Genomic DNA, 22270 nt, shown 5'->3' on the forward strand with positions numbered 1-22270 from the left:
TGTGAAGGTTGCTGTGAGTGACAAACCCGGCAACATGTGAAGAAGGGCAGAGGTGGCAGAGATTGATTAAAGATAATCAGAAGAACTTCAGTCGGCTCCATGTCGTTATAGATGCCTGTGTAATTACGTTATCTTATATGTTTGCCTGGGCGCTGAGATTTATCGGACCTTTTGCAGCAAATGCTGTCCGGGCCAGAAGCTTCCAGCAGTATATGTCTGCACTGGTATTTATCCTGCCGGCATATATTCTGCTGTATCATGCGTTTTCACTGTATGAACCAATGCGGATGCAGGGAAGACGTCTTGTGCTGTCTAATATTGTAAAAGCCAATTCTCTTGGTATTCTGATCACTACATTTATTTTGTATACCATTGAAGAAGGCGATATTTCCCGTTCTGTACTGTATATGTTTTATGGAATCTGCATTGTGGCAAGCTGGGGAGCAAGAATGTTCATTTTCTACAGCCTGCGCAAAATGCGAAAGAAAGGACTGAACCAGAAACAGGTAGTGCTGGTTGGGTACAGCCGGGCAGCAGAAGAGTATATTGACCGCATTCAGCAGAACCCTCAGTGGGGATATGTGGTAAGAGGCATTCTGGATGACAATATTACTGCAGGTACCATGTATAAAGGCGTCAAGGTGATCGGAAGAATTGCCAATCTAAACGTGATCCTGCCGGAGAACAGGCTTGACGAGATTGCGATTACACTGGGATTAAGTGAATATTACCGACTGGAGGAGATTGTAGCGCTTTGTGAGAAATCAGGAGTGCATACAAAATTTATTCCGGATTATAATAAGATTATTCCTACGAAACCATATACAGAGGATATTCTGGGACTTCCGGTGATCAATATCCGGTATGTTCCTCTTAGTAATACTTTTAATGCCATGATAAAAAGAATAATGGATATCTGTGGCTCTATTATTGGAATTATTGTGGCGTCGCCGATCATGCTGGTACTATGTGCGCTGATAAAGCTCACTTCTCCTGGACCGCTGATCTACCGTCAGGAACGTGTGGGTCTCCATAATCAGACTTTCTGGATGTATAAATTCCGTTCTATGGAGATTCAGCCGGAGGCAGAGGAGAAGAAAGCATGGACAGTAAAAAATGATCCCAGGGTTACAGCAATCGGCAGATTTATGCGAAGAACCAGCCTTGATGAACTTCCCCAGCTTTTTAATATTTTAAAGGGAGATATGAGTCTGGTAGGGCCAAGACCTGAGAGACCATTTTTTGTGGAAAAGTTCCGTGAAGAGATTCCGAGATATATGGTGAAGCACCAGGTAAGACCCGGGCTGACCGGATGGGCACAGGTAAACGGATACAGAGGTGACACTTCCATCCGCAAGAGGATTGAGTGTGATCTTTACTATATCGAGAACTGGACTGTAGGGCTTGATATCAAGATAATGTTTATGACGATCTTTAAAGGATTCATTAATAAGAATGCGTATTGAGAAAGGAAAGAAAAATGGCAAGACCTGGTAGAAAAAAGAGGACTGCTTTGTTTATTGTGGAAATTATCTGTCTTTTGCTGTTTATTGGCGGATTGTATGTATATGGACAGATTGATTCCAGATTGAACAAGATTGAGACACCTCAGCTGGATGAGAGCAAGATTGTTACGAATGTGACAGCACCACAGATGTCTGGCTATACAACTTATGCACTTTTCGGAATCGACCAGCGTTCCAAGAATGCTGCGCTTGATGCACAGAACAGTGATACCATTATCATTGCAAGTATTAATAATGATACCAAAGAGGTGAAGCTTGCTTCCGTATATCGTGATACTCTTCTGGATATTGGAAATGATACTTATACCAAGGCAAATGCTGCTTACGCATATGGTGGTCCGGAACAGGCCATTTCCATGCTGAATACCATGCTTGACCTGAAAATTACGGATTACGTAACTGTTAATTTTAATGCAATGGTAGCTGCAATAGATGCACTTGGCGGTCTTGATATTCCTCTTTCCTATGCGGAAATGGTGTTTATGAATGACTATTGTATAGAAACTTCCCAGGAGACCGGCAAAAGCTACACGCCAGTAGAACTGCCGGATCCCAAGCCGGAGAACGAGGAGGAAATCCTTGGAACATACCATCTGAATGGTGTACAGTCAGTTTCTTACTGTCGTATCCGTTACACTGCAAGCATGGATATGGGACGTACTGAGCGTCAGCGCCGTGTGATCGGAATGATGGTTGACAAAGCAAAGGCAGCAGGAATTACCACCATTTTCAATATTATGGACGAGGTATTTCCTATGATTTCCACATCCATCACGAAGACTGAGATTCTGAACCTGATTCCGACGCTGATGGGGTATAACATTGCAGATACTACCGGTTTCCCAGCCAAGTACAAATTTGCGGATGTGAAGAAGGCCAGCATGGTTGTTGCAGACACGCTGGAGGATAATGTAAAGGAACTTCATAAGTTTCTGTATGGTGCTGACGAGAATTACCAGCCGTCACAGAACATCGTGGAGGCGAATGCCCGGATCATTGAGCTTGTAGGCGGTGCAGATACCTTGGTTGACCAGTCTCCGATTGCAAGTAATGAAGCAGGAAATTCTTCTGATATTGTATGGCAGGGTGACGGAAGCGGAAACTATGATTACAACGATTATGGTGGAAGCGATTACGACAATAGCTATGATAACAGCTACGACAACAGCTATGATAACAGCTACGACAATAGCTATGACAGCGGAAACGACTATAGTGGAGACGATAGCGGCGATTATAGCGATGGCAGTTATGACAGTGGAAGTGATTCTGGCAGCAGTTACGATAATGGAGGAGACTACAGCGGCGGAGATTATAGTGGAGACAGCTCCGGCGATGGCGGTTTCGAAGATGGAAGCGGATATTGATCAGTAGATAAATATTCCATGATTGAAAATTTAAAGGGACCATCCGAAAGGAAGTGGTCCCTTTTTCGCGAAAAGGATGTGCGCTCTGCCAGCAGTGTTACCATATTGCAAAAGTATATTTATTCGTGCAGAGCCTGAAAGAGGAGAGATACTATGGAAACAGTTGACGTAATTATTCCTGCATACCGTCCGGGAAAAGAATTTGAGAAGTTGTTGGATTCTCTTTCCACACAGAATTATCCAGTGGAAAAAATTCTTGTTATGAATACAGAAGAGAAATTCTGGAACACGGCCTGGGAGAAAAAATTTCCAAAAGTGAACGTGGTACATTTAAAAAAGGCGGATTTTGACCACGGTGGAACCAGATGCCGGGGAGCAAGACTGTCTGATTCAGATATTATGGTATTTATGACTCAGGATGCAGTTCCGGCAGACAGAAATCTGATTGGAAATCTGATCCGTCCACTGCAGGAAAATTCCAAAGTTGGAGCTGCCTATGCAAGACAGCTGGCTCGGGAGGACTGTGCTTACCTGGAAAAATACACCAGAAGATTTAATTATCCGGAAACTTCTTCTATAAAATGGGAAAAAGATACTGGCATATATGGAATAAAAACTTATTTTTGCTCCAATGTGTGTGCAGCTTATAAGAAAAGTATTTATGAGGAAATTGGCGGTTTTGTAAAAAAAGCTATTTTTAATGAAGACATGATCTATGCAGGAACTATGGCAAAGCGGGGATATGGAATTGCCTATGCTGCAGATGCCTGTGTGATCCATTCACACAATTATTCATGCAGACAGCAGTTTCACCGGAATTTTGATCTGGGTGTTTCCCAGGCAGATCATCCGGAGATTTTTGAGGGAGTACCATCAGAGGGAGAGGGACTTCGCCTTGTGAAAAAGAGCCTGGCTTATCTTATAAAAACAGGGCATATCTGGCTGGTTCCCAAGCTGGCAGGGCAAAGTGGCTTCAAATATATGGGATATTTTCTTGGAAAAAGATATAAAAAGCTGCCGAAAAAGGTGATTTTGTTTTGTACTATGAACCGTGAATATTGGAAAAACGAGTAACTGTTCAGTGTTTTTACAGTTATGCACTTCGTGAATAGGGACTGTGGCTATGAAAGGTGACACTTTTTTTCGTGTCACCTTTTCTTAATGAATCTATCACATTTTCAACACAATTGCTTGCTAAACTTGTATCATAAATAAAAGAAAATGTTACAGAATGCTGCAGATTCCAACGTGAACAGCAGCACTGTTTATGAACATAGAAGGGAGCAGAAAATGAGTGATGAATGGAATTGGGGACAGGAGCCAGAGAAAACGGATGGCAGCTCCCAACAGCCAGAGAATACAGATGAATCCGGATCGGCTGCATCGGATCAGACAGCGGCCCCCGAAGATGAATTGAATGAAAATGTAACTTATCATTACAAATATACCAGCAGCAGAAATTCAGATGGTGCAGGAAGCACAGACAATGGAAATTATTACGCTTCCAGCAATAATTCAGATACTTCCGGAAATTCATCCAAAGACAGCGGTTTTGAGTCCCAATCTTCGGAACCCAGATATGCGCATTATCAGGTTGATGAACAGGAGAAGAAGCCTGAGGAAAAAAAGAAAGGAAGACATCACAGACTTCATAATGATAAGGCAGCATCTTCCGGTTTTGGAAGGAAAGCAGGAAATACTATTACGCTGGCTGTGATTTTTGGTCTGGTGGCAGGTCTGGTATTTCAGGCAGTGAATATGGTGTCGGATAAATATTTTAAGAAAGAAACTCAGACTGCAGTAGGGTCTGCAGAGACACTTACTTCTTCAGCATCTGCCAGTACCACGGCAGAAGAAAGCACAGATGCAGGCGAAGGCATCAATGCAGAAATCGTAGCAAATGAAAAAGGTCCCGTTGCAGGGGTTGCCCAGGCTGCAATGCCCTCAGTCGTGGCAATCACTTCAGTAAGCATGCAGGAAATTCGCAGCTTTTTCGGCTATGGAATGGAATATCCCAGTACAGGAAGCGGTTCTGGTATTATTGTCGGAGAGAATGATGATGAACTTCTCATTGCTACCAACAATCATGTAGTGGAGGGCGCTACTACACTGAGTGTCTGCTTTATCGGAAGTGATGTGGTAAGTGCAGAACAGGAAACTGAGAATTATATAAATGGAAATGGAGACTTGAATATTGATGGTGCAGTTTCCGCAAAGATAAAAGGAACTGACGAGGATACAGACCTTGCGGTGATTGCAGTTGAAAAAAGTGACATTCCGGAAGAAACCATGAGCCAGATTAAAATTGCCCAGCTTGGCAATTCGGATGATCTTGCTGTTGGTGAGCAGGTGGTTGCCATTGGTAATGCACTTGGTTATGGTCAGACTGTAACATCTGGCTGGGTAAGTGCCCTGGATCGCACTGTTCAGTCCGATTCCAATACTTATGAGGAGCTGATCCAGACAGATGCAGCAATTAATCCTGGCAACAGTGGTGGTGCCCTTTTAAATATGCAGGGAGAATTGATTGGAATTAACTGTGCCAAAATTGCATCAAGCAGTATAGAGGGAACCGGATATGCCATTCCGATTTCCAAGGCACAGCCCATTCTGGAAGAACTTATGAATCGTAAGACAAGGGATAAAGTTTCAGATGAGTCACAGATTGGCTATCTGGGAGTTAAATTCGCCGATCTTTCCAGAGAAGCGATCCAGATGTATAATATGCCATCTGGTGCATTTGTTATGGATGTGTATCCGGGAGAGGCAGCAGATAATGCCGGAATCCAGAAAAGTGATATTATTACCAAGCTGGATGGCCAGAAGGTTTCAAGTAAGGCTGATATCAACGATAAGCTTCAGTATTATTCAGCTGGTGAAGAAATCGAAATTGAGGTGGCACGGTTAAATAACGGAGAGTATGAGGAATCGACAGTAACTGTTACATTGAGTGCAAGACCGGATGGTAATCAGTAATATGCAAGGGGAGCTGATAAGGCTCCCCTTTTCACATTTTATAAAAAGTTAATTTCTAAATCAGAGAAAAGTATGGTACAATAAGAAAACAAAAATGATTTTTACATAAGATAGGAAAGACTGCTGGTTAGCCTGATAACAGCAGCAGGAAAGGAAATAATTATATGACTGAACATTTTGACGATGAAAAAGACGAAATCATCGATGGCGATATAACAGAGAAGAACGATGATCACGAAGATGACAGCGATTATGAGAAATTCTGTTTTCTCTGTCATCGTCCGGAGAGCCAGGCAGGCAAAATGATCGAGCTTCCTAACAATATACATATCTGTAATGATTGTATGCAGAAAAGCTTTGACACCATGACCCAGCAGATGAATAACGGACTGAATCTGAACGATCTTCTTAATATGCCTAATGTGAGTATGATCAATCTTGGCAGTATTCAGGATGCAATTCCTCGTCCGAAGAAAGTAAAGAAGAAAAAAGAAGATGCCAGGCCAGAGATTGATCTTAAGAAGATCCCGGCACCACATAAGATCAAGGCAAGCCTTGACGAATATGTAATTGGTCAGGAGAGAGCCAAGAAAGTAATGTCTGTTGCTGTCTATAATCATTATAAGCGTGTGGCTACAGACACTATGGATGAGATTGAGATAGAGAAGTCCAATATGCTGATGATCGGACCTACCGGATGCGGAAAGACCTACCTGGTAAAAACTCTTGCCAGACTTCTGGACGTGCCGCTGGCTATTGCAGATGCTACTTCTCTTACAGAGGCAGGCTATATTGGTGACGATATTGAGAGTGTGATCTCCAAGCTTCTTGCTGCAGCAGATAATGATGTGGAGAAAGCAGAGCATGGGATTGTCTTTATTGATGAGATTGACAAGCTGGCCAAGAAAAAGAACACCAATCAGCGTGATGTAAGCGGTGAAGCGGTTCAGCAGGGACTTTTGAAGCTTCTGGAGGGAAGCGAGGTAGAGGTGCCGGTCGGAGCCAACAGCAAAAATGCCATGGTTCCTATGGTAACGGTAAATACCAGAAATATTCTGTTTATCTGTGGAGGGGCATTCCCGGATCTGGAGAATATTATCAAGGAGAGACTGAATAAGCAGGCATCTATCGGCTTTTACGCAGACCTGAAGGACAAATATGACAATGATCCACATATTCTGGAGAAGGTAACAGTAGATGATATCCGTGCATTTGGCATGATTCCGGAATTTATAGGACGTCTGCCGATTATATATACACTGGACGGACTGAATGAGGATATGTTAGTGCAGATCCTGAAGGAACCGAAGAATGCAATTTTGAAACAGTATCAGAAGCTCCTTGCCCTGGATGAGGTGAAGCTGGATTATGAGGAGGATGCGCTTCACGCGATTGCGGTCAAGGCACTGGAGAAGCATACTGGAGCCAGAGGTCTTCGCGCCATTCTGGAGGAATATATGCTGGATATCATGTATGAGATTCCGAAAGATGACAGTATTGGACAGGTGATCATTACCAGAGAATATATTGAAGGTACAGGCGGTCCGAGAATCCTGCTTCGCGGACAGGAAATTCCCCTGATCGGGATGGCTCAGTAGACAGGGAAACAGGTGTTTCATCACTTTGCAGCTGTTCAGGAGACAGCTTTTAGCCGTAAAAGTACTGAATAGTTACAACACTTTTTATATGTAAAGGAGATGGTATTATGGCACGCGATTTTTTTGACGAGTTAAGTGACACAATTACAAGGACAACCAAGGATCTTGGAAAAAAAGCCGGTCAGCTTTATGAGGCACAGAAGATCAGAAGCAAGATTTCCAGTGAAGAGCAGATGGTACAGAAACTGAAAGCAGACATTGGAAATGTGATCTTTGAGAAGTACAAAGAAGGTGCAGAAGTAGAAGAAGCTCTTAAAGGGTTCTGTGAAGAGATTGAGCAGCATCTGGATATTATTGACGGATATAAGGATGCAGCAGCGGAGATGAAGGGACGGAAAATCTGTCCGGCATGTGGAAAATCTGTAGACAGAAGTGTCTCCTTTTGTCCATACTGTGGCTCTGTATGCCCGACTCCGGAACCAGAGAAAGCTGAGGGCGATGTGGTGGACACTGAGACTGCAGAACCTGTAGAAGAGACAGAAGAGAAGCAGGCAGAGAATGAGGCAGGTACAGAGGAAGAAAGGGTCTCAACAGAAACTGAGAAAAGTGGTCAGGATTTTCCAGGTAAATAAGGAGGCTGCATTTATGCTTTCGCTAACAATTGCCGGCGGAATTTTTCTGTTGGATTATAAGATAAAAGAACATATTGACAGTACCCGCCTTCAGGGAAGCAAAGAAGAAGTACTGGGAGGCAGACTGCTCCTTCGGAACTGTCACAATAAAGATAAGATTCTTGGTAAGGTAAAAATCGGCAGGGAGAATTGCCAGGAGCTTGCAGCAGCCGGTATGGGCTGTGTGGCAGGGGAATACTGGCACCAGCTTCTCCACGGCGGAAATAAGCTTAGCAGAGCCGGTCTTGCCATGATCCTGGGTGGTGGAATGTCCAACTACACAGACCGTCGAAATAAAGGATATGTTACAGATTATGTGAGCCTGAATGTGAAGAAAAAAGAAATTCGTAAGATCGTATTTAATCTGTCTGACGTATGTATTGCTGCAGGTACCATTCTGTGGGCAGCAGGAAATTTATTTTCATATAGGAAAAAATAATCTGAGACAGAAAACAAAAGACACCTGGCACAGTGCGCTAGGTGTCTTTTGTTTTTCGGGAGAGCAGTGAGGGAGGATAAGGCTGCTTTGTATCTGTGCGTTCCAGCAGATAATCTACACTTACATTATAGAAGTCTGCAATTTTGCATAAGACATCAGGAGGGATGATTCTTTCCCCTCGTTCATAACGTGAGTAGGTACGCTGGATCACATTGAGATAGTGAGCCATATATTTCTGTGTCAGATCATGATCTTCCCGCAGCTCTCTGATTCTTTTGTACGTCATATTTCATTTCTCTGGTGTAAAAGTATAAATAGTATCAGCCGTCAGCCACAGGTGGATAACGGTTGATTTCATTATAAATTGCGGTTCCCTTGGAATAGTTAAAAAGACCAAAATGGACTAAGAACAAATCTATGCCGGAATCCTAAAAGATACAAAAATATATTTTTTAAATTTTTCAAATTTTTTTGAAAATTAGTGTTGACATTTGACTGAATGTGTTGTATTATAATCAAGCAGTCGCGAGAGAGCGATTGAAACATAAGAAATGCAGGAGTGGCGGAATTGGCAGACGCGCAGGCTTCAGGTGCCTGTGGTCGCAAGATCGTGTGGGTTCAAGTCCCATCTCCTGCATTATTTTTTTTCTTTTGTTACGAATACCAGAGTTGCGTATAAGGTTGGCTGTGAGGCACAGGATGTCTCTTTTATTCAGACTCGGATCCAGTAGCTTTTTTCTGTTGTGCAATTTTTTTAAGCACAACAGAATTTTTTTTTGCTCATATTTTGTTGAAAAAAGCATTTTGCTATGATACAATCTTGAAGATTTAGGATAAAATAAGAAAGAAAATGACATAAGAAAGGGAGATTGTATGAAAGCATTTCTGATATTAGAAGATGGCCATGTATTTACAGGAACCAGCATTGGTTCTGCAAGGGAAGTCATCAGCGAGATCGTTTTTAATACTTCCATGACCGGTTATCTGGAAGTAATGACAGACCCGTCTTACGCAGGACAGGCGGTATGCATGACCTATCCATTAATAGGAAATTACGGAATCTGTTATGATGACCAGGAATCCACCAGACCGTGGATCGACGCATTTATCGTACGTGAATTATCCCGTGTTCCAAGCAATTTCAGAAGCGTTGATACCATTCAGCATTTCTTGACTAAGCATGATATTCCTGGAATCGCAGGAATCGACACCAGAGCTCTTACCAAGATCCTCCGTGAGAAAGGTACCATGAACGGTATGATCACAGTGGATGAAAATTATGACTTAAACGCAATTCTCCCCAAGTTAAAAGCATATACAACTGGTAAAGTAGTGGAAAAAGTAACCTGCCGTGAGAAAGAAATCCTTCCTGGAAATGGTCCGAAGGTAGCCCTCATGGATTTTGGTGCGAAACGTAATATTGCCCGTTCCTTGAACAAGCGCGGATGTCAGGTAACTATTTACCCGGCTCTTACACCGGCCGAGGAGATCCTTGGAGATCATCCGGACGGAATCATGCTCAGCAATGGCCCTGGAGACCCGAAAGAATGCGCTTCTATTATTAAAGAAGTAAAGAAACTTTACGATTCCGATGTTCCGATTTTTGCAATCTGTCTTGGACATCAGCTGATGGCACTTGCAACAGGCGGAGATACCTATAAGATGAAATATGGTCACCGCGGTGGAAACCATCCGGTAAAAGACCTTACAACAGGCAGAGTTTACATCTCTTCCCAGAATCATGGCTACGTAGTAGATGCCAAGGACCTTGAGGAGAAAAACATTGCTCATCCTGCATTTGTGAACGTAAATGACGGAACAAACGAAGGAATGGCATACGTTGGAAAGAATATTTTCACTGTACAGTTCCATCCGGAGGCATGCCCGGGACCGCAGGATTCCAGTTACCTGTTTGACAGATTTATGGATATGATGGGAGGAAATAAATAATGCCAAGAAATAAAGACATTAAAAAAGTACTTGTTATTGGTTCAGGTCCGATCATCATCGGCCAGGCAGCAGAGTTTGACTACGCAGGAACACAGGCCTGCCGTTCCCTGAAAGAAGAAGGTCTGGAGGTTGTTCTTCTGAACTCCAATCCGGCTACAATCATGACAGATAAAGATATTGCAGACCGTGTTTACATTGAGCCTCTTACCGTAGAAGTGGTAGAGCAGCTGATCCTGAAAGAGAAGCCAGACAGCGTTCTTCCTACCCTGGGCGGTCAGGCAGGTCTGAACCTTGCCATGGAGCTGGATGAGAAAGGCTTCCTGAAAGAACATAATGTAAGACTGATCGGTACTACAGCCCAGACCATTAAGAAAGCTGAGGATCGTCAGGAATTCAAAGATACCATGGAGAAAATCGGCGAGCCGGTTGCAGCCTCCAAGGTCGTTACCACAGTAGAGGATGGTCTTGCATTTACCAATACCATTGGCTATCCGGTTGTTCTTCGTCCTGCTTACACCCTTGGCGGAAGCGGCGGCGGAATTGCCCACAATGAATACGAGCTTCGTGAGATCCTGGAGAATGGTCTTCGTCTTTCCCGTGTTGGGGAGGTTCTGGTAGAGCGCTGTATCGCAGGCTGGAAAGAAATCGAGTATGAGGTAATGCGTGACAGTGCAGGAAACTGCATCACTGTCTGCAATATGGAGAACATTGACCCGGTTGGTGTCCACACAGGAGACTCCATCGTAGTTGCTCCGTCCCAGACTCTTGGAGACAAAGAGTACCAGATGCTCCGTACCTCTGCTCTGAACATTATCACAGAGCTTGGAATTACAGGCGGATGTAACGTTCAGTACGCACTGAAACCAGACAGCTTCGAATACTGTGTTATCGAGGTTAACCCTCGTGTAAGCCGTTCCTCTGCACTTGCAAGTAAGGCAACTGGTTACCCGATCGCAAAGGTTGCAGCGAAGATCGCACTTGGATATACACTGGATGAGATCCCAAATGCCATCACTGGAAAAACATACGCAAGTTTCGAGCCGATGCTTGACTACTGTGTTGTTAAGATCCCGAGACTTCCATTTGATAAATTTATCACAGCTAAGAGAACCCTTACCACTCAGATGAAAGCTACCGGTGAGGTTATGAGTATCTGCCATAACTTTGAGGGTGCTCTTATGAAAGCAATCCGTTCCTTGGAGCAGCATGTTGACAGTCTGATGTCTTACGATTTTACACAGCTTACAGATGAGGAACTGCTGGATGAGCTGGCAATCGTGGACGACCGCAGAATCTGGAAGATTGCAGAAGCAATCCGCCGTGGTATGCCGCAGTCCATGCTTCATGACATTACCCAGATCGACATCTGGTTCATTGACAAGCTGGCAATCCTTGTTGGAATGGAAAATGCCCTGAAGACCAGAAAACTTACCAAAGAGCTTCTTTTGGAAGCAAAACGTATGGAGTTCCCGGACTACATCATTGCCCGTCTTACAGGCAAAACAGAAGAAGAGATCAAAGATCTTCGTGCAGATTACGGTATCAAGGCTGCTTATAAGATGGTAGATACCTGTGCAGCAGAGTTTGCAGCTGCAACTCCATATTACTATTCTGTATATGGTGATGAAGGCACTGAGAATGAGGCAATTGCCACACCGGATAAGAAAAAGATCCTGGTACTTGGCTCCGGCCCGATCCGTATTGGACAGGGTATTGAGTTTGACTTCTGCTCTGTACACTGTACCTGGGCTTTTGCAAAAGAAGGATATGAAACTATCATTATCAACAACAACCCAGAGACAGTTAGTACAGACTTTGATATTGCAGATAAACTGTATTTCGAGCCTCTTACACCGGAAGATGTTGAGAATATTGTAAATATTGAGAAACCGGACGGAGCTGTTGTACAGTTCGGTGGACAGACCGCCATCAAGCTGACAGAAGCCCTTACCAAGATGGGCGTAAAGATCCTTGGAACATCTGCTGAGAATGTAGACGCTGCTGAGGACCGTGAGCTGTTCGATGAAATCCTGGAGAAATGTCAGATCCCGAGACCGAAGGGACACACTGTATTTACCGCAGAAGAAGCGAAGAAAGCAGCAAATGAGCTGGGCTATCCGGTTCTGGTTCGTCCTTCCTACGTACTTGGCGGACAGGGCATGAGAATTGCTGTAAGCGATGAGGATGTGGAAGAGTACATTGGTGTGATCAACCAGATTGCACAGGAGCATCCGATTCTTGTTGACAAGTACCTGATGGGAAAAGAAATCGAGGTTGATGCCGTTTGCGATGGCGAGGACATCCTGATTCCTGGTATTATGGAGCATATTGAGCGTGCCGGAATCCACTCCGGTGACAGTATTTCCGTATATCCGGCAAGAACCATCAGCGAGAAAGCCAAAGAGACTATTGCAGAGTACACCAGACGTCTTGCAAGAGCACTTCATGTAGTGGGTATGATCAATATCCAGTTCATCGTTCTTGGGGATGATGTATATGTAATCGAGGTTAATCCACGTTCCAGCCGTACCGTACCTTACATCAGCAAAGTTACCGGAATCCCGATTGTACCGCTGGCAACCAAGGTAATCCTTGGATACAAACTGAAAGATATGGGCTATGAGCCTGGTCTTCAGCCAGAGGCAAAACACATTGCCATCAAGATGCCGGTATTCTCCTTCGAGAAGATCCGCGGCGCTGATATCAGCCTTGGACCGGAGATGAAATCTACCGGTGAGTGCCTTGGTATTGCAGAGACCTTCAATGAGGCTCTTTACAAAGCATTCCTTGGAGCTGGAATCCGTCTGCCGAAGTATAAGAACATGATCATGACTGTAAGACCGGAAGAGCAGGAGGACGCTGTACCGATCGCTAAGAGATTTGAGGCACTTGGATACCGTATCTATGCCACAAGAGGAACAGCCAATACTCTGAAAGAGCATGGTGTTAAGGTGATCCGTACCAACAAGCTGGAGCAGCCTGCACCGAACCTTATGGACTTGATTCTTGGTCATAAGATTGATGTGGTTATTGATATCCCATCCCAGGGTGTTGAGCATCAGAAGGATGGTTTCGTGATCAGACGTAATGCTATTGAGACGGGAGTAAACGTTCTTACCAGCCTCGATACTGCAGAGGCTCTGGTAACAAGTCTGGAAAACACAGATGCTAACAAGCTGAGCCTGATTGATATTGCGACTATTGCAAGAAGGTAATAAACACGCTCTAAGACATTAAACAAAGGCTAAATTTTGCGAAAAATGCAAAATACAAGTTTACGAAAGCAAAGTTGTGTAATATACTAAAGAGGACGGAGAAGTTCAGGTCTCCGTCCTCATTTTGTTGAAGTTAGAAAGGGGTAGAAATGGATATTATCGAACTTTTAAAGGTAATTTTCCTGGGTATTGTTGAGGGAATTACTGAGTGGCTCCCTATCAGCAGCACCGGGCATATGATCCTGGTTGATGAATTTATTCATTTGAATGTTTCACAGGATTTTATGGACGTATTTCTGGTTGTAATCCAGCTTGGAGCCATCCTTGCAGTTGTTGTTTTGTATTGGAATAAGCTGTGGCCTTTTTACATAAAGAAGCTTCCAAGAAGAACCCAGATGGCTATTGCGAAGAAGCCCAAATGGGCACAGGTGATCCTGAATTTTGTGGAGCGCTTCTGCGATAAAGAGAAATGGGTGCTGTGGTTTAAGATTGTGGTAGCATGTCTGCCGACCATTGTGATCGCACTTCCGTTTGATGATTTCATTGAAGAACATTTTAATAACTATGTGGTTGTTGCCATTGCACTGATCGTCTATGGTGTTCTGTTTATTATTGTGGAAAACTATAATAAAAGCAGAGAGCCGCAGTGCACAAGTCTGGAAGATTTATCTTTCAAGACGGCGTTTCTCATCGGCTGTTTTCAGGTGCTTTCCGTTATTCCAGGAACATCCAGATCTGGTTCTACCATCATTGGAGGAATCCTGGTTGGTACTTCCCGTACCGTTGCAGCTGAGTTCACCTTCTTCCTTGGAATCCCGGTTATGTTCGGAGCCAGCCTTCTGAAGATTGTGAAATTCGGTTTTGGATTTACCGGTACAGAGGTGCTGATTCTGGTGATCGGTATGGTGGTAGCGTTTGTAGTTTCTATCCTGGCAATCAAGTTCCTGATGGGCTATATCAAGAAACATGATTTCAAGGCATTTGGATGGTACAGAATCGTACTTGGTGCGCTGGTTTTGGTTTACTTTATTGGTAAGATTTTACTGGCATAAATTACATATAAGAAATTTCGGCGTCAGCCTGCAGGGGAAAATTTGCAGGTTGGCGTTTTTGCTATTTAATGTGTTGGTCATTATCCCGGACGCGATTTCACAATGTATATTCACCGCCGCGCGTCGCAACGTTCCGGCAAGCTAATGACTAACTGCGACTAAGACGCTCAGGAAAGCCTTCGCGCCTAAGTCTCCGTAAGTCATGGATCTCGCCTCCACTAAAACCGCTCCTAAAATGCGCGGCTTGCGAATATACATTGCAAAATCGCTGGTTACTGGAAAGGGAAGAAAGAAACAGTAACGACAACAACGGGGGTGGGGTGAAGTAGTTGGTATCCCGCAACTTTATTGTTTTTTGCCAATCTATCATTGCCAAGAAAGTATCGGGAAACCAATCACTCCCCCTCCCCCTCTGTCGAAAGTTCCTACGCACAAATAAGTCCCAGCCAGTACACAGCATTCGGGCAATGGTGATTGCTCTAGCGAGCCATTTCAGGCGCGGTTTTAGCGTAGGCGAAATCCACTGCTTACGGAGACTTAATCGTGAAGGCTCTCCTGAACGATTTAGTCGCAGTTAGCAGTTAGTTCGCTGGAGCGTTGCGCCGGCGAGTGAGCAATCACCATTGCCCGAATGCGTCCGCCTTGAACAACTTTCAACACATTAAATAACAAGTTAAGGTATTTTCTTGTATGTGAAAATAGGCTATAATATAAATAATTCAAGCAAAGTAAACGAGGTGTACTATGGGAAAATATATAATGGCATTGGACCAGGGAACTACCAGTTCCAGATGTATTTTATTTGATAAAAAGGGAAATATGTGCAGCGTAGCACAGAAAGAGTACAAACAGTATTACCCGAAGCCAGGCTGGGTGGAACATGATCCGAAGGAAATCTGGTCCTCCCAGATTTCAGTGGCTACAGAAGCCATGAGTAAGATCAGTGTAGATGCAGAGGATATTCACGCTATCGGAATCACGAATCAGCGAGAGACTACGATTGTGTGGGATAAGAAGACAGGAGAGCCGGTTTATCCGGCAATTGTATGGCAGTGTCGCAGAACAGCTGATATGATTGAGAAGATGGAAAAAGACGGCATGTCAAAGTTGGTTCGAAAGAAAACCGGTCTGATTCCGGACGCCTATTTTTCCGGAACGAAACTGAAATGGATCCTGGATCATGTAGAAGGTGCCAGAGAGCGTGCGAAGAATGGGGAACTTCTCTTTGGAACAGTAGATACCTGGCTGATCTGGAAATTGACAAAAGGGAAAGTTCATGTGACGGATTACACCAACGCTTCCAGAACCATGCTTTTTGACATCCATGAGAGAAAATGGGATAAAGAGATTCTGGAATACCTGGATATCCCAGAGTGCATGCTGCCGGAAGTGAAGCCAAGCAGTTGTATTTATGGTTATACCAATGAGAACCTGATCGGGGGCAGAATCCCAATTGCCGGGGCGGCAGGAGACCAGCAGGCAGCTCTTTTCGGACAGTGTTGCTTTGAGTCAGGTGATGTAAAGAATACATATGGTACCGGCTGCTTTATGCTTATGCATACAGGAGATAAGGCAGTAGAGTCAAAGAACGGACTTCTTACCACCATCGCAGTGAAAGCAGACGGAACACCGGGATATGCCCTGGAGGGAAGTGTTTTCGTGGCAGGTGCTGCTATTCAGTGGCTGAGAGACGAAGTGGGAATTCTGGAGAGTTCCCCGGATTCTGAGAAATATTGTCTGTCAGTGCCGGACACAAACGGCGTATACGTGGTTCCTGCGTTCACAGGTCTCGGTGCACCATACTGGGATCAGTATGCAAGAGGCGCTATCCTTGGTCTTACCAGAGGCGCAGGAAAATCTCATCTGGTGCGTGCCACGGTAGAGTCCCTGGCCTATCAGGTACACGACGTTCTGGAAGCCATGGAGAAGGATTCTGGCATTGATCTCAGCGCCCTCCGCGTAGACGGTGGCGCCAGCGCCAATAACTTCCTCATGCAGTTCCAGGCTGACCTTCTCGACACTCAGGTAGTCCGCCCTAGCTGCATCGAAACCACCGCCCTTGGCGCCTCTTATCTTGCAGGGCTCGCCACCGGTTTCTGGAAAGACGCCTCCGAAGTAAAAAGCAACTGGCAGATCGGCCGTCAGTTCACCCCACAGATGACAGAAGAGGAGCGTAAGAAGAAGCTGAAAGGGTGGAAGAAGGCTGTGAAGTGTACGTTTGAGTGGGCGAAGGATGAAGAAGAATATAAGTAAAAAATGCCACATAATCAGGAATTTATTTTTACACTTTACAATAAACGTGTGATTTAAAATCCACTTTAACATGTATAATAAAGAAAATAGATCTGACCATAGAGCAATTTCAGGTTTCCCAGAATCTCCTTTCTGCTCTATGGACAGTCTTTCAAGAAAGTAGCATTTACTTTGATCAAGACAGTTACTTTGAATAGGAATCAGCAGCTGACAGAAGAACAGAGTCGGCAAATTGAAAAAGCCACTAAAAGAGAAATTGTTAAGTTAAAAATGATTGTTTAAGAGGGGGAATTTTATTCTGCTTTCTTATACTTAATATAATTCACCACCATCATCGCTAACTTAAACGTTAACGCATCCTCAAAGGTTCGGATATCCAGCCCGAATTTTTTCTGCAGCTTTTCGAAGCGGTACACCAGTGTATTTCGGTGTACGTAAAGCTGTCTGGAGGTTTCGGAAAGATTCAGGTTGTTTTCGAAGAAGGTGCGGATGGTAGCGAGTGTTTCGTCATCAATAGAATCCAGAGTCTCTTCTTTGAAAAACTCATCGATAAACATCTCGCAGATCTCCACCGGCAGTTGATAAATAAGACGTCCGATTCCCAGGCGGTTATATCCGAAAACATTTTTGCCAGTATAGAAAATCTTGCCCACTTCCAGGGCAGTTCTCGCTTCCTTATAAGCATCCGGGAGCTGCTTTAGGTCATCTGCAATATTGCTGTAGGAAACCCAGGCGGAAGTCATGGCCTCTGTATTCAGCATGTCCACCAGCATATGGGCAATATCATCCAGATCGGAATAATCCTCAGAAGGCTGGAGCTCACGGAGAATAATAATTCCGGAATCGTCGATAGCAGTAATAAAATCTCTTGTCTTAGCTGCAAAAATATTACGGATGGTAGCCAGGGCATTTTCGTCCTTGCTCTGTTTGGTCTCCACCAGGAAAACAGCACGCCGTACAGTGGTTGTAATATGAAGCTTTTTCGCACGGTTAAAAGCGTCTACCTCAGAATAGGAGCCAAGGAGAAGATTCTGCATAAATACGTTTTTGTCGCTCTTTTCCATGTAAGCGGTAAGCAGGCTCTCAATCTGGCAGACAGCCAGTTCCCCGATGGTGGAAGCGGCCTCTGAATTTCCCCATACAATCAGGATATACTGAAGCTGGTGACTCTCTGTCACTTTATACAGCCGGCAGTTCATATTGGAAATACACAGCGCCTCATCTTCCTTAAATTCTTCCAGCTTCTCTTCAGATGGAAGGGCTCTGTCGCAGGTGCTGATATAAATAGTGTTATCTAAATTTACAAGGCAGAAATCCAGATGACTGATATTCTTCCAGTCTTCCAGACATTTCTGGAGAATCTGAAGTAATTTCATAGGTGTGCTCCTTTAGTAGAAAAGTAATAAAGTTTGCTCAAGGTGTGCGTTCACACGAAGCGCGTCCGGCGTCTGTGGCTTGGACTTGCTAAGTGTCTGGGTGTGCATTCGCACTAAATTCGCACTGCACCTGTGGGCTTACGCTCATTAAGTGCTCATAGTATACCACAAAAAAGCCCCAGGGGAAAACCCCTGAGGCCTAACTAAATTCATTCTTCTAAATATTAGTTGCAGATAGTAAGCTCTGTCTCTTTATCAAAGAAGTGAGATTTCTCCATATCGAATGCGAATTTGATTGTATCGCCTGTCTTGGAGTTTGTACGAGGATCAACTCGTGCTGTAACCTGAGTTCCGTTTACATCGAAGTACAGGAATACTTCAGCACCAAGAAGCTCATAAACTTTAACGGTAGATGTCATTGGAACGCTTGGAGAAGCTTCGATGAACATCTGGGAATCATGAATATCCTCTGGACGGATACCAAGAACAACTGTCTTGCCAACATAACCGCCGTCTTTCAGCACTTTCGCTTTCGCTGCCGGGATAACGATGTCATACTCACCAACTTTAGCAATAAGGTCGCCGCCTTTTTCAGCAATCTGAGCGTCAAGGAAGTTCATCTGCGGGGATCCCATGAATCCTGCAACGAACAGGTTGCCTGGCTGCTCATAAAGGTGCTGTGGTGTATCAACCTGCTGAACAACACCATCTTTCATAACAACGATTCTGGTACCAAGGGTCATAGCCTCTGTCTGGTCATGTGTTACATAGATGATTGTTGCGCCCAGTCTCTGATGGATCTTGGAAATCTCAATACGCATCTGAACACGAAGCTTAGCATCCAGGTTGGAAAGAGGCTCATCCATAAGGAATACCTTAGGATTACGAACGATAGCACGTCCCATAGCAACACGCTGTCTCTGTCCACCGGAAAGAGCCTTCGGTTTACGATCAAGAAGTTTCTCAAGGTCAAGGATTCTGGCTGCTTCTCTAACAGCTTTGTCAATCTGATCTTTCGGAACTTTACGAAGTTTCAGACCAAATGCCATGTTATCATATACTGTCATATGAGGATACAGAGCGTAGTTCTGGAAAACCATTGCGATATCACGGTCTTTCGGCTCTACATCGTTCATAACCTTGTCACCAATCTTTAATGTACCACCGCTGATCTCCTCAAGACCTGCGATCATACGAAGTGTTGTAGATTTTCCACATCCAGATGGTCCAACGAAGATGATGAACTCTTTGTCTTCGATTTCAAGGTTGAAATCTTTAACTGCCTGGAAACCATTCGGGTAAGTTTTGTTAATGTGCTGTAATGATAAGCTTGCCATGATTTTTCCTCCAAATTTCTAAATTAATTATTATAATCAAAATTGTTTCGATGCTTTTTTCATCTGATGTTAGTATAGCGAAAACCATCCAAAAGGGCTAGGGCAGAATCGTACAAACTTTTAAACAGTTTCTTGTCAATCTGACGAAAAAGCAGTAGCCTTTGGCGCCCGCTTCTCATTTATGAACATTCCTTGTAGTAATTTTGCATGAAAAAGCTGCTGAAACCAGTCACATTTGCACAAAAACAGGTAGTAGATGTTCAGTCCGCAGCCATGCATGGTCTCATAATTGCCTTGGCCTTTGGCTAAAATGACGTCTGCGCTCTGCAAAAGCTCCCGGGCATGTGCACTGATTCCATGAAACCAGGTGCCTCCCACATCACTGCCATTTCCCAGCACAGGGACAATATCTGTGAGACCGCAGAATTCCGCATCCTCCATAGTAGCGTCGTTTCCGGCAGGCAGACCGCGCACCAGCGCTGTGACCCGTATATTCGGAAATGTTTTCTTCAGCATCTGAATGGCAATCTTATCAAGGACGATTTCGCCGCAGTTATCGGTAATATATACAACATTTGATGCTTTTTTCATGTCCTGGCAGAAAGTCCTGTATTCCTGTTCATCCAGTTCATCTTTGTTTTCACTTTTAATAAGAGATAGTGCAGTTTCCTTGCTGACTTCCGGAAGCGCGGTAAAATCAATATAGTTGCCAGTGCGGGCGTAAATAAGTGCAGCCCTTAATGGATCCGCAGAATAGCGGATGGCAGAGAGAAGATCTTCTTCCAGATCCAGCATAAGCTGATCGTACTCTCTGTTAATCCCGGAAAAATCCTCCATGGGAACACCCCAGAAGGAACAGTAGAACTTTTTCAGCTCTGTGGAAATGCTGGGAACGCAGTCCTCCTCCTTTGGCTGGTCAAAACGTCGGCGGATTTTTTCCATATATTGTTTCTTCCTGTCCTCATCGTCAAAATGACGGATTTTAGCTTCCTGCTTGCGAAGCTGACAGGTCATACATTTTGGATTTAATTTCATAGATGCCTCCTTTGTAATAAACTCTGAAAAGAAGTTATCAGTTAAAAAATATTATAACAGAAATCATGAAATCGGAAAACAGTATGAAAAAATAATCTTGTATTAAATTTCTCAGATTGATATGATTCAATTAAAATGGATAAGATTCAGTGTAATTAAAGAAATGCTCAGTAACGGGAGAGTACAAATGTGGAAAAAACTATTGAATAGAATCTTTGAATGTAAAAATTATGCTTAAAGTTGGAGGTATAGCCGTGAATAGAAGTGGCTATACCTCTTTATTATCTATTGGCATCTGTAAGCTGTTGTATAAGTTAGTTTATGGCTGCATTTGCAAACTCTGTGGTAACCAACTGTTCGTAATCCACCCGTTTTTCCAATTCTCCGGCACTTTCCAGAATATCCTGCAGCAGCTCAAAGCTATCTTTTTCAAATACCAGATTTTCTTTCCAGGTATCCTGCTCATAATAACGCTTGACAATTGTGGTAAGGGTATCCATATCTGTTTCCGGGAATTGAGGGGAAATCACCTGCGCAATTTCCTCAGGGGAATGGCTTTGTACATAGTCCATGCCTTTTTGAAGGGCGTTTGTGAAGCTCTGGATAATCTGTGGGTTTTCGTTAAGAAAGCTGGTCTTTGCACTGTAAGAGGTATAGGGGACATAGCCGGAATCCACGCCCAGAGAAGCCACTACATAGCCTTTTCCTTCTTTTTCCAGGGCGGTTGCAGAAGGCTCAAATTCAACAGTAAAATCTGCTGACATGTCGCCGGTAAATGCAGCTGCAGTGGAACCAAAATCAATACTCTGGTCGATTTCCAGATCCGACGCCGGATCAATATTATGATTCTTTAAAATGTACTCAAATACCATTTCCGGCATGCCACCTTTACGACCGCCAAGAACTCTCTTATCTCTCAGATCATCCCATGAGAAATCCGGCATTTCTTCCCTTGCCACAAGGAAGTTTCCAGCCCTCTGGGTGAGCTGTGTGAAATTCACAACCGGATCAGTGGCACCTTCCTGATAGGCATAGATAGATGCCTCGGCCCCCATAAATCCAATATCAGCTTCTCCGGAAATGACAGCAGTCATAGTCTTATCCGCACCAAATCCTGTGACAAGTGTCAGATCCAGCCCTTCCTCTGCGAAATACCCTTCTTCAATCGCCACATATTGCGGTGCATAGAAAATTGAATGCGCCACTTCGTTTAAGGTAACCTTTGTAAGCTCCTCTTTTGATTCTCCATCCTTTGCAGCAAAGACTGTGGCTGGCAGTGCAGTTACTGCAAGAATCACAGCTGCTGCCAGTGAGATCCATTTTTTATTCTTCATACAGAGACTCCTTTTTGACTTCTGCTGTTAGGATATGCAAAATATGGGAAAGATGTTCGTAATAAGTATATTGCAAAGCTTAAAAAGAGGGTCGAGAAAAGTTATTTACCTGCCTTTTCTGATAAAATTTGTAATTGAATT

16 protein-coding genes and 1 tRNA gene are annotated in these 22270 nt (G+C 43.9%); 12 read left to right on the forward strand and 5 right to left on the reverse strand.

Annotated elements, in window-relative coordinates; translation table 11 throughout:
- Positions 1-62 precede the first annotated feature (62 nt).
- The 7 genes from ABHC48_RS07365 (at position 63) to ABHC48_RS07395 (ending at position 8577) form a co-directional block, all read left to right on the forward strand.
- Positions 63-1466, forward strand: coding sequence for an undecaprenyl-phosphate glucose phosphotransferase (locus ABHC48_RS07365; protein ID WP_173734901.1), 1404 nt, complete (start codon positions 63-65; stop codon positions 1464-1466).
- Between the two features lie 14 nt (positions 1467-1480).
- Positions 1481-2893 carry an LCP family protein gene (locus tag ABHC48_RS07370; RefSeq protein ID WP_118579654.1) on the forward strand — a complete coding sequence of 471 codons (1413 nt, stop codon included), beginning with the start codon at positions 1481-1483 and terminating at the stop codon, positions 2891-2893.
- A 153-nt stretch (positions 2894-3046) separates the two neighbouring features.
- Positions 3047-3967 carry a glycosyltransferase family 2 protein gene (locus ABHC48_RS07375; protein ID WP_173716144.1) on the forward strand — a complete coding sequence of 307 codons (921 nt, stop codon included), beginning with the start codon at positions 3047-3049 and terminating at the stop codon, positions 3965-3967.
- A gap of 216 nt (positions 3968-4183) precedes the next feature.
- Entirely contained in the window at positions 4184-5869 is a 1686-nt protein-coding gene (locus ABHC48_RS07380; protein WP_173719289.1) for a trypsin-like peptidase domain-containing protein, read from the forward strand.
- Between the two features lie 164 nt (positions 5870-6033).
- Positions 6034-7467: an ATP-dependent Clp protease ATP-binding subunit ClpX gene (clpX, locus tag ABHC48_RS07385; protein ID WP_195699135.1), complete on the forward strand. Its 1434-nt coding sequence runs from the start codon at positions 6034-6036 to the stop codon at positions 7465-7467.
- 107 nt (positions 7468-7574) lie between these two features.
- Entirely contained in the window at positions 7575-8099 is a 525-nt protein-coding gene (locus ABHC48_RS07390; RefSeq protein ID WP_195699136.1) for a zinc ribbon domain-containing protein, read from the forward strand.
- Positions 8100-8112: 13 nt separating this feature from the next.
- Positions 8113-8577: a signal peptidase II gene (locus ABHC48_RS07395; RefSeq protein ID WP_173771091.1), complete on the forward strand. Its 465-nt coding sequence runs from the start codon at positions 8113-8115 to the stop codon at positions 8575-8577.
- 37 nt (positions 8578-8614) lie between these two features.
- On the opposite strand, the gene ABHC48_RS07400 is transcribed toward ABHC48_RS07395, so the two are convergent.
- A complete protein-coding gene (locus ABHC48_RS07400; protein WP_118579639.1) occupies positions 8615-8863 on the reverse strand; it encodes a helix-turn-helix transcriptional regulator in 249 nt (82 codons plus the stop codon).
- A gap of 267 nt (positions 8864-9130) precedes the next feature.
- Between ABHC48_RS07400 and ABHC48_RS07405 the strand changes: the two genes are divergently transcribed.
- The 5 genes from ABHC48_RS07405 (at position 9131) to glpK (ending at position 17047) form a co-directional block, all read left to right on the forward strand.
- Positions 9131-9214, forward strand: a tRNA-Leu gene (locus ABHC48_RS07405).
- Between the two features lie 236 nt (positions 9215-9450).
- The gene (locus tag ABHC48_RS07410; RefSeq protein WP_195699137.1) at positions 9451-10527 is read left to right on the forward strand and encodes a carbamoyl phosphate synthase small subunit; all 1077 of its coding nucleotides are present in this window, start codon (positions 9451-9453) and stop codon (positions 10525-10527) included.
- On the forward strand, positions 10527-13742 hold the full coding sequence (carB, locus tag ABHC48_RS07415) for a carbamoyl-phosphate synthase large subunit (RefSeq protein WP_187565431.1): 3216 nt from the start codon (positions 10527-10529) through the stop codon (positions 13740-13742). Before ABHC48_RS07410 ends, carB begins: the two co-directional genes overlap by 1 nt.
- Positions 13743-13891: 149 nt before the next feature.
- Positions 13892-14794 carry an undecaprenyl-diphosphate phosphatase gene (locus ABHC48_RS07420; protein ID WP_195699138.1) on the forward strand — a complete coding sequence of 301 codons (903 nt, stop codon included), beginning with the start codon at positions 13892-13894 and terminating at the stop codon, positions 14792-14794.
- A gap of 744 nt (positions 14795-15538) precedes the next feature.
- On the forward strand, positions 15539-17047 hold the full coding sequence (gene glpK, locus ABHC48_RS07425) for a glycerol kinase GlpK (protein WP_195700409.1): 1509 nt from the start codon (positions 15539-15541) through the stop codon (positions 17045-17047).
- A 293-nt stretch (positions 17048-17340) separates the two neighbouring features.
- On the opposite strand, the gene ABHC48_RS07430 is transcribed toward glpK, so the two are convergent.
- From ABHC48_RS07430 to ABHC48_RS07445, 4 genes are all read right to left on the reverse strand, one after another.
- The gene (locus ABHC48_RS07430; RefSeq protein WP_173717464.1) at positions 17341-18423 is read right to left on the reverse strand and encodes a helix-turn-helix domain-containing protein; all 1083 of its coding nucleotides are present in this window, start codon (positions 18421-18423) and stop codon (positions 17341-17343) included.
- A 224-nt stretch (positions 18424-18647) separates the two neighbouring features.
- Entirely contained in the window at positions 18648-19760 is a 1113-nt protein-coding gene (gene ugpC / locus ABHC48_RS07435) for a sn-glycerol-3-phosphate ABC transporter ATP-binding protein UgpC (RefSeq protein WP_118582627.1), read from the reverse strand.
- Between the two features lie 135 nt (positions 19761-19895).
- Positions 19896-20795: an ARMT1-like domain-containing protein gene (locus ABHC48_RS07440; RefSeq protein ID WP_195700410.1), complete on the reverse strand. Its 900-nt coding sequence runs from the start codon at positions 20793-20795 to the stop codon at positions 19896-19898.
- A gap of 314 nt (positions 20796-21109) precedes the next feature.
- The gene (locus ABHC48_RS07445) at positions 21110-22129 is read right to left on the reverse strand and encodes an ABC transporter substrate-binding protein (RefSeq protein ID WP_195700411.1); all 1020 of its coding nucleotides are present in this window, start codon (positions 22127-22129) and stop codon (positions 21110-21112) included.
- Positions 22130-22270: the final 141 nt, after the last annotated feature.

The sequence above is a fragment of the Ruminococcus sp. 1001136sp1 genome (genome assembly GCF_039841815.1).
Lineage (GTDB): Bacteria > Bacillota > Clostridia > Lachnospirales > Lachnospiraceae > Blautia_A > Blautia_A faecis.